The sequence below is a fragment of the Nitrosopumilus sp. S6 genome, from assembly GCF_054515815.1.
In genome coordinates this window covers 122,898-135,031 of sequence record NZ_JBTNRI010000003.1, presented here as the reverse complement: position 1 = coordinate 135,031, position 12,134 = coordinate 122,898, and the positions used below count along the sequence as shown (strand labels likewise).

The 12,134-nt window shown below is 33.1% G+C and carries 23 protein-coding genes; 11 read left to right on the top strand and 12 right to left on the bottom strand.

Annotation, left to right across the window (positions count from 1 at the left end; all coding sequences use genetic code 11):
- Positions 1–52 precede the first annotated feature (52 nt).
- Positions 53–313 (bottom strand): phosphoribosylformylglycinamidine synthase subunit PurS, encoded by a 261-nt coding sequence (gene purS / locus ACX12B_RS03525; protein ID WP_459352669.1) that lies wholly within the window; start codon positions 311–313, stop codon positions 53–55.
- Between the two features lie 267 nt (positions 314–580).
- A complete protein-coding gene (locus ACX12B_RS03520) occupies positions 581–736 on the bottom strand; it encodes a hypothetical protein (protein ID WP_459352668.1) in 156 nt (51 codons plus the stop codon).
- Positions 737–849: 113 nt separating this feature from the next.
- Between ACX12B_RS03520 and ACX12B_RS03515 the strand changes: the two genes are divergently transcribed.
- The 3 genes from ACX12B_RS03515 to ACX12B_RS03505 are packed head-to-tail and all read left to right on the top strand — an operon-like array spanning position 850 to position 2,368.
- On the top strand, positions 850–1,314 hold the full coding sequence (locus ACX12B_RS03515) for a hypothetical protein (RefSeq protein WP_459352667.1): 465 nt from the start codon (positions 850–852) through the stop codon (positions 1,312–1,314).
- Between the two features lie 27 nt (positions 1,315–1,341).
- On the top strand, positions 1,342–2,133 hold the full coding sequence (tatC, locus tag ACX12B_RS03510; protein WP_459352666.1) for a twin-arginine translocase subunit TatC: 792 nt from the start codon (positions 1,342–1,344) through the stop codon (positions 2,131–2,133).
- 28 nt (positions 2,134–2,161) lie between these two features.
- The gene (locus tag ACX12B_RS03505) at positions 2,162–2,368 is read left to right on the top strand and encodes a Sec-independent protein translocase subunit TatA/TatB (protein ID WP_012215156.1); all 207 of its coding nucleotides are present in this window, start codon (positions 2,162–2,164) and stop codon (positions 2,366–2,368) included.
- Here ACX12B_RS03505 and ACX12B_RS03500 read toward each other — a convergent pair.
- Genes ACX12B_RS03500 through ACX12B_RS03490 form a run of 3 tightly spaced genes read right to left on the bottom strand, consistent with a single transcriptional unit; the run spans position 2,360 to position 3,558 of the window.
- Positions 2,360–2,794, bottom strand: coding sequence for an SRPBCC family protein (locus ACX12B_RS03500; protein WP_459352665.1), 435 nt, complete (start codon positions 2,792–2,794; stop codon positions 2,360–2,362). The two genes, ACX12B_RS03505 and ACX12B_RS03500, sit on opposite strands and share 9 nt — an antisense overlap.
- A 5-nt stretch (positions 2,795–2,799) precedes the next feature.
- The gene (locus ACX12B_RS03495) at positions 2,800–3,357 is read right to left on the bottom strand and encodes a UbiX family flavin prenyltransferase (RefSeq protein ID WP_459352664.1); all 558 of its coding nucleotides are present in this window, start codon (positions 3,355–3,357) and stop codon (positions 2,800–2,802) included.
- Positions 3,358–3,414: 57 nt separating this feature from the next.
- Positions 3,415–3,558: a hypothetical protein gene (locus ACX12B_RS03490; protein ID WP_459352663.1), complete on the bottom strand. Its 144-nt coding sequence runs from the start codon at positions 3,556–3,558 to the stop codon at positions 3,415–3,417.
- A 97-nt stretch (positions 3,559–3,655) separates the two neighbouring features.
- On the opposite strand from ACX12B_RS03490, the gene ACX12B_RS03485 reads away from it, so the two are divergent.
- Both ACX12B_RS03485 and ACX12B_RS03480 read left to right on the top strand, forming a co-directional pair.
- The gene (locus ACX12B_RS03485) at positions 3,656–4,747 is read left to right on the top strand and encodes a DUF1297 domain-containing protein (protein WP_459352662.1); all 1,092 of its coding nucleotides are present in this window, start codon (positions 3,656–3,658) and stop codon (positions 4,745–4,747) included.
- Positions 4,748–5,187: 440 nt separating this feature from the next.
- Positions 5,188–5,448, top strand: coding sequence for a hypothetical protein (locus ACX12B_RS03480; protein ID WP_459352661.1), 261 nt, complete (start codon positions 5,188–5,190; stop codon positions 5,446–5,448).
- Here ACX12B_RS03480 and ACX12B_RS03475 read toward each other — a convergent pair.
- Together ACX12B_RS03475 and ACX12B_RS03470 are read right to left on the bottom strand one after the other, a co-directional pair.
- Positions 5,445–5,693, bottom strand: a complete 249-nt coding sequence (locus ACX12B_RS03475) for a hypothetical protein (protein ID WP_459352660.1) — start codon at positions 5,691–5,693, stop codon at positions 5,445–5,447. The genes ACX12B_RS03480 and ACX12B_RS03475 overlap by 4 nt on opposite strands.
- A 153-nt stretch (positions 5,694–5,846) precedes the next feature.
- Complete coding sequence (locus ACX12B_RS03470; protein WP_459352659.1) at positions 5,847–6,239, bottom strand: hypothetical protein; 393 nt, start codon at positions 6,237–6,239, stop codon at positions 5,847–5,849.
- 36 nt (positions 6,240–6,275) lie between these two features.
- Here ACX12B_RS03470 and ACX12B_RS03465 point away from each other — a divergent pair, with 36 nt between their 5' ends.
- Positions 6,276–6,473: a hypothetical protein gene (locus ACX12B_RS03465; RefSeq protein ID WP_459352658.1), complete on the top strand. Its 198-nt coding sequence runs from the start codon at positions 6,276–6,278 to the stop codon at positions 6,471–6,473.
- On the opposite strand, the gene ACX12B_RS03460 is transcribed toward ACX12B_RS03465, so the two are convergent.
- Together ACX12B_RS03460 and ACX12B_RS03455 are read right to left on the bottom strand one after the other, a co-directional pair.
- The gene (locus ACX12B_RS03460) at positions 6,474–6,692 is read right to left on the bottom strand and encodes a hypothetical protein (RefSeq protein ID WP_459352657.1); all 219 of its coding nucleotides are present in this window, start codon (positions 6,690–6,692) and stop codon (positions 6,474–6,476) included.
- A gap of 40 nt (positions 6,693–6,732) precedes the next feature.
- Positions 6,733–7,167 (bottom strand): bifunctional nuclease family protein, encoded by a 435-nt coding sequence (locus ACX12B_RS03455; protein ID WP_459352656.1) that lies wholly within the window; start codon positions 7,165–7,167, stop codon positions 6,733–6,735.
- Between the two features lie 150 nt (positions 7,168–7,317).
- Between ACX12B_RS03455 and ACX12B_RS03450 the strand changes: the two genes are divergently transcribed.
- Both ACX12B_RS03450 and ACX12B_RS03445 read left to right on the top strand, forming a co-directional pair.
- Positions 7,318–9,135 carry a potassium transporter TrkG gene (locus tag ACX12B_RS03450; protein WP_459352655.1) on the top strand — a complete coding sequence of 606 codons (1,818 nt, stop codon included), beginning with the start codon at positions 7,318–7,320 and terminating at the stop codon, positions 9,133–9,135.
- Between the two features lie 35 nt (positions 9,136–9,170).
- Positions 9,171–9,983, top strand: a complete 813-nt coding sequence (locus ACX12B_RS03445; protein ID WP_459352654.1) for a hypothetical protein — start codon at positions 9,171–9,173, stop codon at positions 9,981–9,983.
- 1 nt (position 9,984) lies between these two features.
- Here ACX12B_RS03445 and ACX12B_RS03440 read toward each other — a convergent pair whose 3' ends face one another.
- Complete coding sequence (locus ACX12B_RS03440; RefSeq protein WP_459352653.1) at positions 9,985–10,248, bottom strand: hypothetical protein; 264 nt, start codon at positions 10,246–10,248, stop codon at positions 9,985–9,987.
- Between the two features lie 75 nt (positions 10,249–10,323).
- Between ACX12B_RS03440 and ACX12B_RS03435 the strand changes: the two genes are divergently transcribed.
- Together ACX12B_RS03435 and ACX12B_RS03430 are read left to right on the top strand one after the other, a co-directional pair.
- On the top strand, positions 10,324–10,557 hold the full coding sequence (locus ACX12B_RS03435) for a hypothetical protein (protein ID WP_459352652.1): 234 nt from the start codon (positions 10,324–10,326) through the stop codon (positions 10,555–10,557).
- An 8-nt stretch (positions 10,558–10,565) separates the two neighbouring features.
- Positions 10,566–11,132 (top strand): hypothetical protein, encoded by a 567-nt coding sequence (locus ACX12B_RS03430; RefSeq protein WP_459352651.1) that lies wholly within the window; start codon positions 10,566–10,568, stop codon positions 11,130–11,132.
- Here ACX12B_RS03430 and ACX12B_RS03425 read toward each other — a convergent pair.
- A complete protein-coding gene (locus tag ACX12B_RS03425) occupies positions 11,125–11,400 on the bottom strand; it encodes a DUF5615 family PIN-like protein (protein ID WP_459352733.1) in 276 nt (91 codons plus the stop codon). The two genes, ACX12B_RS03430 and ACX12B_RS03425, sit on opposite strands and share 8 nt — an antisense overlap.
- Positions 11,401–11,595: 195 nt before the next feature.
- On the bottom strand, positions 11,596–11,775 hold the full coding sequence (locus ACX12B_RS03420) for a DUF1059 domain-containing protein (RefSeq protein WP_459352650.1): 180 nt from the start codon (positions 11,773–11,775) through the stop codon (positions 11,596–11,598).
- A 144-nt stretch (positions 11,776–11,919) separates the two neighbouring features.
- Between ACX12B_RS03420 and ACX12B_RS03415 the strand changes: the two genes are divergently transcribed.
- Positions 11,920–12,132, top strand: coding sequence for a hypothetical protein (locus ACX12B_RS03415; RefSeq protein ID WP_459352649.1), 213 nt, complete (start codon positions 11,920–11,922; stop codon positions 12,130–12,132).
- Positions 12,133–12,134: the final 2 nt, after the last annotated feature.

Sequence of the window (12,134 nt, the reverse complement as noted above, 5' to 3'; positions counted from 1 at the left end):
GTCTAGACTAAAAATTATGAACTAAAAAGTATGTGATCGCAAGGATCATGCATTAAGCATCAAAAACATCGATGGTAACTTTGCTTACCATTGGATTATAGATACGTAAATCATCACAGATTTCTCGAACTTTAGATTGTGCTGTTTTTTTGTCCTTATCTTTGATTGTAAATTTTAGCATTTTTGCAGTTTTAATTTTTGAGACAGTTTTGTGAGTTCCTTTTAGAACCAAATCATTGAGAATTGTGTCACCTTCAGGATCACTGATTCCAGGCTTATTTTCGATAGTTACATGGACATTATATGTTGCCATAATAATTTGCAGAATTGAATTGAGGTTAATCTATCTTCCGAATAATTTTGTGCTTTTATACTTATTTTGAAATAAAGGGTAAAGTTTCCGATTCTGAGGACTTGTGTTGTGCAGATATTACCCAGCCCAGAATCGGTTACTTTGAATTTATGTTGTCTTTTACAAATGTAGTATGTTTTCTATAAATCTCTGACACATACGAGTATTTTTGCTCGGTCATATAGAATCAGAATTAAGGATAGTAAATGAGCAATTGTATTGTTGCACTCAAACTTTGTATTTTTTTAATCCTTCACTTAGAACTAAATTCAAAACATGTGAGAAACTAACTGATTTTGTAGAGGTTCTGATCAACTTGGCTTGTATATTTCGAAGTTTTTCAGCATGTTCAGTTTTCAACACAACAGTGATTCGGTCTCCCAATATTCATAATGCATGCTTTTCATATAAAAGGAGACAGCGAATTTCCCAATACTAGGTCTAGTCACAGTCAGGCAATATTGGAATTTATATCAGAATGATTTTGATAAATCAATATGGCAAGATCAAGATATTGGAAGATTACAGCAGATGAGATGGAAGGGTTCAGTTACAAAGAAGAGAACTTACTAAATTGGGAGATAAAATGCGTAAGAGAGCCAGAAGATGAAGCACGTTTTATCGGAGTTTTCATGTATCGAAATGGTACAGCATATGACTATGAGTCAGTAAAAGGAATTTGCTATTTTCATAACAATATAAATAGAAAAGAACTACCTGAGATTACAAGTTTTCTTCAAGGGAAATTTGGGGGAAAGGAGATGGAAAAAGGAGAAAGAATATTCTTAAGAGATTCACAAGAAATCTACTCTAGTAAAGATCTTGCAAGTTTGGCAAAAGAGATGGAATCCAAATTCAATACAAAGGCCATAATTTCCTTAGAATTTGACAATATTTCCATTGAACAACTAAAAGAAGATGGATTGCCTGATGCAAAATTATTGCCAATTCCCGGCAAATAGATATAGCTAAAAACACAAAGAGATTAGATGTCAGAGTTAGATGGTATCAACCAGCATTTTGAGGAATTACGAAAAAGATTACTTCGAATTGTACTGGTAATTGGAATCATTACAGGATTTATTCTAACATTTCACGCAGAACCAATTCAAGTAGGACAAACCACATTATACTATCCAACACCTGAACCACTAAACAACATTGCAGCACAAATTACTAATCATATGAAAATTAATCTTGTACCCGAAGATGTACAGTTAATCCAAACAGCACCAGGTCAAGCATTCTTTGCACAAGTGTACATTGCAGCACTTGTTGGAATTGTGGTTGGAATGCCAATAATCATCAAAGAATTAGTAGGATTCATCAAGCCAGCTCTCAAAGAAAACGAGATTAATGTCAGCAGAAGTATTACAATTCCAGCATTAGGATTATTCATTACTGGATGTGCATTTTCTTACAATCTAGTAATCCCATACATTTTAGAATTCTTGTACAGATATGGGGAATCTGCAGGACTAGTTACATTTCTTAACGTAATAGAATTTGTCACTTTTGTATTACAATTCTTGTTAGCATTTGGATTTTCATTTCAACTTCCACTTGTAATGTATGCAATATCTGCATCAGGTATGGTTGATGCAGATTTTTGGCGCAAGAATATCAGATATGCAATTGTCGTAATTGTGATCTTTGGTGCAGTAATTACACCTGACGGAAGTGGGGTTACAATGTGGTTTATTGCAGGACCAATGATTGCATTGTATGCAACAGGCATGGTTCTCATTGAGCGTAAAGAACGCAAAAAGTTGAACACTTAAATCCGAATTTAGATAAAGAGACTCAGAAATGTTTGGAATGAATTTAGCCAATTTCATTGCAGGTCAAGAATGGATATTCATCATTGTCATTGCAGTAGTGTTAATTTTTGGTGCCAAGAAAATTCCAGAACTTGCAAAAACCTTCGGTAAAGCCAAAGGTGAGTTTGAAAAAGGCAAGATTGAAGGCGAGAAGGAACTAAAAGACTTTAAAGATAAAGAAGCAAAATCAGACTAGATTTTCAGCAATTTTTATAAAATTATCTATAATTTTCTCATAATTCTGCTGGTATCGATTTTTAGAAAACATACCACCAATCTTCATTTTTCCTTTTAATTTCAAATCCACAGCAACTAGAATTTTTGTGCCTTGAGGAGTTTCAATGAACTGTTCTTGAATGTGAGACCCTTTTGCATCACCTCCAATGACAAAAACATCATGAAGCACTGGTTCATCAGTAACATGTTTTGCCATTATCAAAAGCTCGTCATCACCTAAATTCAGATGTTCTTCAACTACTGCAACATTATTTCTAACTGAACGAATTCGTGTTGATGGGAAAAACTCAGGAGATATATTTTGATAATTTTCATAATCTGAGAAAATTTTGTAGAGAGTACTTCTACTGGCAGTGCTGATTTTTTCAAAAGAGAATTGTGGCAATTAATTTAGGAAGTGCCCCATCTAGGGTATAAATTATGTTCAATGTCAAATTGGTCCAAGCATTTTCCGACACCATGATTTACAATATCATCAATGGATTGAGGTTTGGTATAAAATTCAGTTACAGGAGGTAAAATAACAATACCAAGTCTTGAAAGCTTCAACATGTTTTCTAGGTGAATTGCAGATAATGGAGTTTCTCTTACCATCAAAATTAATTTTCTAGATTCTTTGATTGTAACTCCAGCTGCACGTGCAACAAGAGTGTCATCATATCCATTAGCAATAGCAGCCAAGGTCTTCATACTACATGGAGCAACAATCATTCCATCGATTCTATGAGTTCCACTAGAAACACTTGCAGCCATATTTTTTTCATCAGAGACTTCGGTTGCAAGTGACTTTACATAATCAACTGTAAATTCAGTTTCCATTGGAATACATTTTGCACCCCATTCAGACATTATCAGATGAGTCTCAATGTTTAATTTTTTAAGAGTCTCAAGCATTCTGATTCCATAAATTACACCAGTGCTACCTGTAATCCCAATTACTAGTTTCAATAATGAAGATAGGAATCCAGAGTATTTTATGTATTAGATAGAACGATACCCTTAGCACTAGATAGAAGGTTCGTCATTTTTGAAAGAAGCCTCAAACTCTTTTCGTTCTTTACGTCGCTTTAGCCAAAGACTGATTCCTCCAACTGCCATAGCAGTTAGTAGAATTACACCAGCCATCTGCAACTCAAAACTATACAGCACAACTATGAAAAACATCAATTTCAGAAAAATCTTGTGATTTTATCCGATCCTAAAAAATGAAAATTAGCTATATTAGATCCTAGGTTCAAAGCATTATGTGATTAATAGTTCTGAGATCAAGAAAATCGTTAACGAATACTCAGATGTAAAGATAGGTGTTCTTGGAAGTCATTCAGCATTAGAAATAATGGATGGGGCAAAAGATGAAGATTTTCAAACCAGAGTATTTTGTCAAAAAGGCAGAGAAGGACCATATCAGAGATTCAACAGAATAGCAGATGAGATTACAGTATTAAACAAATTCAAAGATATGGCATCAGCCAAAATTCAAAAAGAATTACGAGACTCCAATACAATTATTGTTCCACATCGTTCCCTTACAGTTTATCTAGGATACAAAACAATTGAGAATTCTTTCAAAGTTCCAATCTTTGGAAACAGAAAATTATTCCAAGCTGAAGAAAGAACCGCAAAGAAAGGACAATACTATCTTTTAGAAAAAGCCAGAATAAAATATCCAAAATTATTCAAAGATCCCAAGAAAATCAACAAGCCTTGTATTGTCAAAGTACAAGAGAAGAACAGACCACTAGAAAGAGCATTTTTCACAGTATCATCTTACAAAGATTATGTTACAACATCTGAAGAAAAAATCAAACAAGGAGTTATTGCAAGAAAAGACCTAGAAAAAGCAAGCATTGAGGAATTGGCAATTGGGACATACATGAATTTTAATTTCTTCCACACCCCAATTTCAGACCAAGTTGACTTTATTGGAATTGAACGAAGGCTGCAAACAAATCTCATGGACTTTAATGCATTACCTGCAAAACAACAACTAGACATTGATATAGATTTACAAAATATTGAAGTAGGTCACACACCTGCAAGCATTAGAGAGTCACTCTTAGAAAAGGTGTTAAAAATGGGAGACAAGTTTGTAAAAGCAGTCAAAAAAGAATATGCCCCAGGAATTATTGGTCCATTTTCACTTCAAAGTGTAATCACAAAAGATTTGGAACTAATTGTGTATGATGTATCACTACGGGTTCCAGGAAATCCAATTGTTGCAACAACTAGCCCATATACAAAATACCAATACGGACAAACATTTGGAGTTGGTAGAAGAATCGCCATGGAAATCAAAAGAGCTCAAGAAGAAGACAGATTAGATGAAATAGTTACATAGTAAATTTTCAAGCAAGAAATAATTTTTAGAAATTAAAAAGGCGCAACCCCCTAATTGCAGAACTGTGAGAGATTCCCTCTCGTGGTCAAACGTCTAAACGTTTGATGGCCTTTAACGTTCTGCGGGGCTACGCGGTTTATTCGTTAGATTTTATAACTAACGACATCAATTATTATAGGAAATTTTACTATTTAACATTTAGTATGATAAATTACAATAAAGATCTAATAATATTATAAAATTTTGTTTATACAGATCACATACAAAAAACATATTTCCAAAATGAATTATTTGATTTTGTTAATTGGTTAGATTGGGAATATGCTGAATACCATTCGTTCTAATTTTGGGTGATTAAAACGGTTTGACACTCGAAATTGAATTGCTGATGCCAATTAACAATACAAACTCTTTTTTGATCAAATCAAAGACAACACAATATGGGAAAAACAATCTTCATCAAAGAAATAATCACAATTGCAAAAGAGCCAAAACTGTGTCCAACATGTGAAAAAGAGGATAGATTGGTAATGGACCTAATTAGAGAAGAAAAGTCAGATGGAAAGACAATTCTTTGTACTCGTTGTGAAGCACTAATTGTAGTTACAAATTTGAATCTTAGACAAGTTGAATTATCCTCAAGAAAAGATGACACGATTATGCTCAAAGAGCCCCATTTGATAAGAAAAGTAGCATACTAGTCATCAGGTTTTGAGAGTAATTCTTCAATTATGTGTCTTCTAACATTTGCAATCTCCCAATCTCGTAGGTTGGCTAGTTTACATTCTTCTTTAATTACTAATCCTACCAACCCATCACTCCACATGTGACGTTTTGGATCATAAATCTGAATTATTTTTCCACGTTTAATTATTCGAATTCCACCATGACATCTTTGAATTACTTGTAATGCAACTCTTTTGTAGAGTTTCTCAAAATTGACCATATCTACAAAACAAGTACTAGTATCAAAAAGGTTCCTGATACATGAATAATAATATACTATTAACAAACAATACAATTTGCTGATGATTAACCGACAACTAAGCTAATCACTGAATGATGATGAGTTTGCCGAATTATGAAGCAGAATTTTAAATCAAGTACTTCTATTCTCTACATTCACAATCATAGAGAGCGGTGGAGATAAGGCCTCAGGATTGTCAATGCGTTCCCAAACAAAAACTTGGATGTGAAAAGTTCCAGATTCAGTAGGAGTCCAGGATTGAGCAGGAGAAAATGATTGCCTTGGAGATAACGAACCAGTTAGCCAAGACAATGAGATTACAATGTCTTGATCATTTTTTACTTGTGTTAAATATGCAAAGTTCTGAGTAATATCCTGATTATTTGATATATCAGCCATAATCATAATTTGTTCATCAACATAGTGAGTCTTTTCTCCAGAGGGAATTTCAGTAGAGACAGGTTCAGCAAAAGCCAAACTACCACTCAAAGTTACTAAAAATACAAAAAATAATCCAATCTTCATAACGAGTATTAGTAGGCACAATATTTAATTTAGCTAATGGGAGAACTGCCTGAAAAATTTCCAGAATATTCCATAATGTATAGAACAATCTCCAATCAAATCAAAAATTTACTAAAACAAAAAGAAGATGCACCAAAAGAAATGATAACAGAACTAGATGTAAAAATTACAAAGTATCAAGAAGAACTAAACAAAATAAAGAAAATGTTTCCAGGTAATTTTTTTGAAAACTAGTTACTCGTGGTGGTGATCATGACCACAATCGCATTGAGGGTCTCCACCATTTGCCGCCATTAATTTTTGAACCATCTCATCTCTAATCTTTAACAAATCTCCAACTTGTTTTTTGTGAGAATTAGAATCCCAATTTCCTTGATGTAATTCCCTTACAACATCAATAATTTCAAGATCAACATTTAACAAATTATCCATTAATTGTTCTTGTTCATTCATGATAAACCAAAATCATACTAGGAGAAAAACTGTTCTAATTTCAGGTTTCAGCTTCCATGCTTTCTTTTAGCAGAGTTTTTCTAACCAATATTGGAATGTTATAGTATGCAGCAAGTGCCATGGCATCAGATGCACGATAATTTCTCAAAACAAGGTCTTTTTTGCCTGTAAAGTATAGGTTTGCTCGTAAAACTTCACCGCTTTCATAGATTTTGACCTTGACTAAAACCAGTTCATTTTCTTCACAGATATCTTCAATCATTTTGTAAATAGAAGGAGCAACTTCGCCACCCTTCTCATCACCAAAACTTGAGATGTGTTTTGCAACTTCTCCAGAAAATGCTCTCATGTGAAATTCTTTTCCATTATCAGCTTTTAGAATCACCATGCCTTCAACAGCATAAGGGTCGACAAATCCAACATAATCAATTTTTACCGATTCATAATCAGGCTCTTGTGCTTGATTGATATCCATTGTACGCATAAAACTTCACGCCCAGTGCTTATAAAGATAGCAAAATTTGGAGATCATCGCTGATCAATTAATTTAGGTAAATTTTTTTTAGACGATCAATACTAGAGCGCAACCCCAAATTATTTAAAATCCCTAACTAAGGGTAGCTTGATGTCGACAAATCCAGAACGTGCAGTATCGTATGTTCTAAACAAATCCGTAACAGAATACATGGACAAGGATGTTTTGATTCTAAGTCAGAACACGTTAACTAGAGAAGCAGCTAGAATGTTACGTCACTATGAAACAGACGACATTATTGTTACAGATGAAAATAGAACACCAGTTGGAATTGTTACAGATGAAGATATTCTAAGTAAAGTAAGTGATGTCACAGTATATGCTGAAGCAACCAAATTAAAAGACATCATGTCAACACCACTGATCACAATTAATGAAAAATCAACACTACAAGATGCATTACATAAAATGAGAGATAGTAGTATTAGAAAATTACCAGTCTTATCAAAAAAGAACGAAGTCATTGGAATGATTTTTCAAACAACAATTGCAAATGTCATAAGAGACGCAACTGCATCAGAACCACGATTATTGAGTCCGCCAGTAAAAGCAGTACTGGGAAATCTAGGATTTGTTTTGCAATTTGCAGGGGTCTTGTTACTGGTTCCAGCAATTGTTGCAACAATTTTAGAAGACACTACAACTGCTACAGGAATTTATCTTACAACAGTTCTATTGCTAGTCACAGGTTTCTTTTTGAATTCATATGGGGAGAAATCCAGTCTGAATCTTCAGCAGGCATCAATATTGGTATTTTCAAGCCTATTTTTACTATCTCTATTTGGAACTGTTCCGTATCTGTATGTATTTCCAAGTGAGGAAACCAATGTAGAGGTATTTGCAAATGCATTCTTTTCAAGTGCAGCAGGATTTACTACAGGAGGAATATCATTATTTGACACACCTGAAGATCAACTTACTCAGAGTTTTACGTTCTATCGTAGTTACACACAACTTGTAGGAGGAATGAGTTTCATTTATCTGGTAATTACAGCATTTTATCCAGAATCAAAACTGCAATCAATGCGTGGTTTTATTTCAGGAAGAACACTTCACATGAAAGAACTATTTTCAACAATTACTGTCATCTTTGCAGTATACATTGTCATTGTTGCAATGTTGTTGTATTTCTTTGGGCAAGATAATTTACTAGATGACTTTTCATTAGCAATGAGTACACTTGCCACAGGAGGGTTTGTCCCATCATCAACAATTATCGATAACTTGGGATGGCAAGAAGAAGTAATTTTGATGGGAGCAATGATACTCGGGGCATTGCCATTTACATTCCACTATGCATTTGTAAGAAAAAAATTCCTTGCACCAAAATTAGGAAAAGAAGTTCTTACATACTTTGCAATTTTAGGTGGGGCAACCATACTATTCATTGGAATAAGTGGATTAGAACCATTAGAAAGTGCGTTTTATTCTGTTTCTGCAAGTACAACTGCAGGACTTCAAATTCAAAGTTTAGCAGGACTAAGTGGATTTGCACATGCAATTTTGATAACACTGATGTTCATTGGAGGATGTGGATTTTCAACAGCCGGAGGATTGAAAATTTTCAGATTATTCCATCTCAAAAATTGTAGATCATTTTTCAGTAGTGTAAAAAGAAAAGAGATGTCGGATCAGACAAAAAAAGAACTAACATCAACACTAATCATTTTAGCACTATTTCCAGTTATATCCGCAATTACGGGATTACATCTTGCAGAGATTGAAGATGTATCTTATCAAGATGCATTTTTTGAGGCTGCAGGGGTGATCACCACAGGAGGATTATCTGCAGGGGTGATTGATTCAGACACTGATCCTGCAACAAAGATTGTTTTAGGATTCCTAATGATATTTGGAAGACTGGAAATAATTGCAATCATATACATTTTCGTGCCCAGATTAATCTAAGATAGAATTTAATCTCATGGTAAAAAAACAGCATTATGGACCAAACAAATTCAGTTAGTAAAGGCAAAAAACTAATTGTTATAGGGTTTGTGGCCATTGCGTTATTATTCATAATTTATGGAAGATACCAAGATTCAGAATTACTAACACCTAGTGCAATTGAAGTGATTCAAAGAATCGCATATCTCTTTTACATTGCATTGATAGCATCATTTGGAGCTATTGCACTTGGAATGTACAGATATCACAAAGGCAAGATAGAAAATAATGAAAAAAATCTATCAACAATAATTGCACTAGTTACTTGGAACCCAAAATCAAGAAAAATATTTGTAGCAACTTTTGTAGGGTATGGAATATTCTTTGCGCTAGTATCAGGAACACTAGTGTATCAACCTGAAGTCACTTTTTCAATACATTATGGTGCAGATGTTCCTTCAGGATTTGTAGCACCTTGTTGTGGAGAGTTAGGATATATGCCAAAAATAATAATTTATCTTACTGAACATGTAGGATTGCAAATAATTCCAATAAACTTGGTACTTCAAGTAATTGTTTCATATTTAGTTGCACTAAATACATCAATTGCAATTAGCGCATACACATTTTCTAAACAAGGAAGTGGTATGAGTGGAATTGGTGCAATTGTAGGAGCATTTATTGCATGTCCAACTTGTGCAGGCACATTTTTCTCATTATTTATTGGAACAGCAAGTGGAATTGCATTATCACTTGCATTAGCACAGTTGCAGACGTTATTAATTGCAGTATCAATACCGATACTTTTAATCACACCATACATCATGGCAAAAAAATTACGCAATCCTGATGGAAGTTGTAAAATCTAATTTACGTAAACCAATGATTGAATTTTTTTACATGTGGACGTTTCCAATTACCAATATCATATCCATCTCGTCGTAAAAACTTGAGAGTGAATTTGTAAATTAATTCATCATGATCAACTTGTTCTAAAATTTGAGACCATAGAACTCGACCATTTTGTTCGATTTGGTCTTTAAAATTAGGGTTTAATGATTCAGCAATCTCTTTACATTGATCAAGTGTTTTGCCATTCTTATATGCTCGAACACGTCGATCACATTTATCCATACTAGGGTAGAAACCTGAAATTATTTTAATCTAATAGGGTGTTTCAAACAAATACAAGAAGAAAAGACAACTATCATGGGGATTGGTAGTGCATCAGAGTATGTGGATTTTTTCATCAATCTAAACATGGGAAAAGAGGTCAGTTTGATTAGTTTCGTAAATAATGAAAAACTAGTGTTGAAACAAAAATTAGAAAACAAAAACATTCCAAAAGAACCAATCAAAAAAGGAATAGAAATTCTAGAACAACTAACAAAAGAGATTAGTGAGATGGGGCAAGATAAAGTCATATCAAAATATCAGAAATAGTGAAAATTATGGATAAAAATTCAGAAATAATAAGAATAGAAATCATTAGAATTTTAAATGAAAACGGGAAGACTAGAGGGACAGAATTAGCAAAAAGAGTCATTGAAAAGGTAGGAAATGAAAAAACAGTATACAGGGAAATTAGCGCACTAGTTGAATCAGGAGATATTGAAAAAAGAGTTCACAGTAGGGCACATATTGAATATGAATTAGTAAATCTGTACGAGTCTGTAAATAATCAACTAAAAAATCTACACAGTGAAATAAAGACAATTTACGATGAAATAGAAAACTTTGATTCAATTAGCAAGACAGAAAATTTTTCATTTCATGAAAGATTAAGATCAATAATACATCTAATACAAATTGTTCAATCAACTGACGGGATTATGAAATTATTATCATTTTATCCAACATTTAGGAAAGATAAAATGTTTTCACAGGTTAATAGAAAAATTGATGATTGCTGGCAAGCAATCATGACAAACATATCGCATCAACCAGAAGATGTGTTTCTCAATGAGATTTTAGCAAATTTGAGAATTTCTCACATAGATGCAAAAAATATTAACTAAAGTTTTTTAGTTTCTCAATAATTACTTTGAGAATTTCTTCATCATCAAGAAGTATTAGTGGAAAATCATTTTCTTCACTTGCTTTTCTAAATTCAGTATCTTTTGTAACAATAATCATGTTATTTTTTCTAGCATAATTTATTATGGAATAATCAGAACCCAATTTTTCCCCAGTCTTTTGTAATTTTCTAACACTTAGTGCATCATATCCATGTTCTTTGAGACGGTCATCCATCCCATCTAGATTTTCATCTACAAGAATTTTCATATCTGAACTAAATTTCATTTCAATATTAGTGTAAAATTATCTATGATAATTCATGACCGCATGCAGGACAGACTTTGAGTTTACAATAGTCACACCCACATTTACTGCATGATTTTATAGAGTCCAATGGAAATGTCATAATATACATTACAAAATTTATTTTTAAACTTAATTCTGCTTTTAGGCTGAATACGTTTATGACGGAATTTGTGTCAAAATTCTCTTTTTGACGTAACGACCCAACGTTTCAGGAGAATACTCTATTCCATGTTCTTTTGCCATATGATTCCAATATGCAAAAACTACCTGCTCCATTTCCCCCTCTACTGAGTAATCACAGTCAAAACCACATTCATCACATCTAATGTTGACCATGAAAAATCAACAAATTAGCAGAATAAAAGAAACATCATAGGAAATCTAAAAATCTGTTTAATTTTTTAGAAAAATTTGTATGAACTTAAGTAAATAAGAATATTCAAGCAGCAAATACTTATTTTACAAAAAATAGGCTATTTTGTGGACGTAAAAGAAGAAGATACTTCAGAAGAGTCAAAGCAAAATCATATCAAATACTACAAATCATTAACAAAAACAATTGAAGATATTAGAAAAGAAGAAAAACACGAAAATGATCCTGTTATTAAAAATCACCTAGAAAAGAGAATAGAGGCCATGGAAAAAGATAAGATAAGAATTAAAGAAATGTTCCCAGATATCATAGAGGAGTAAAA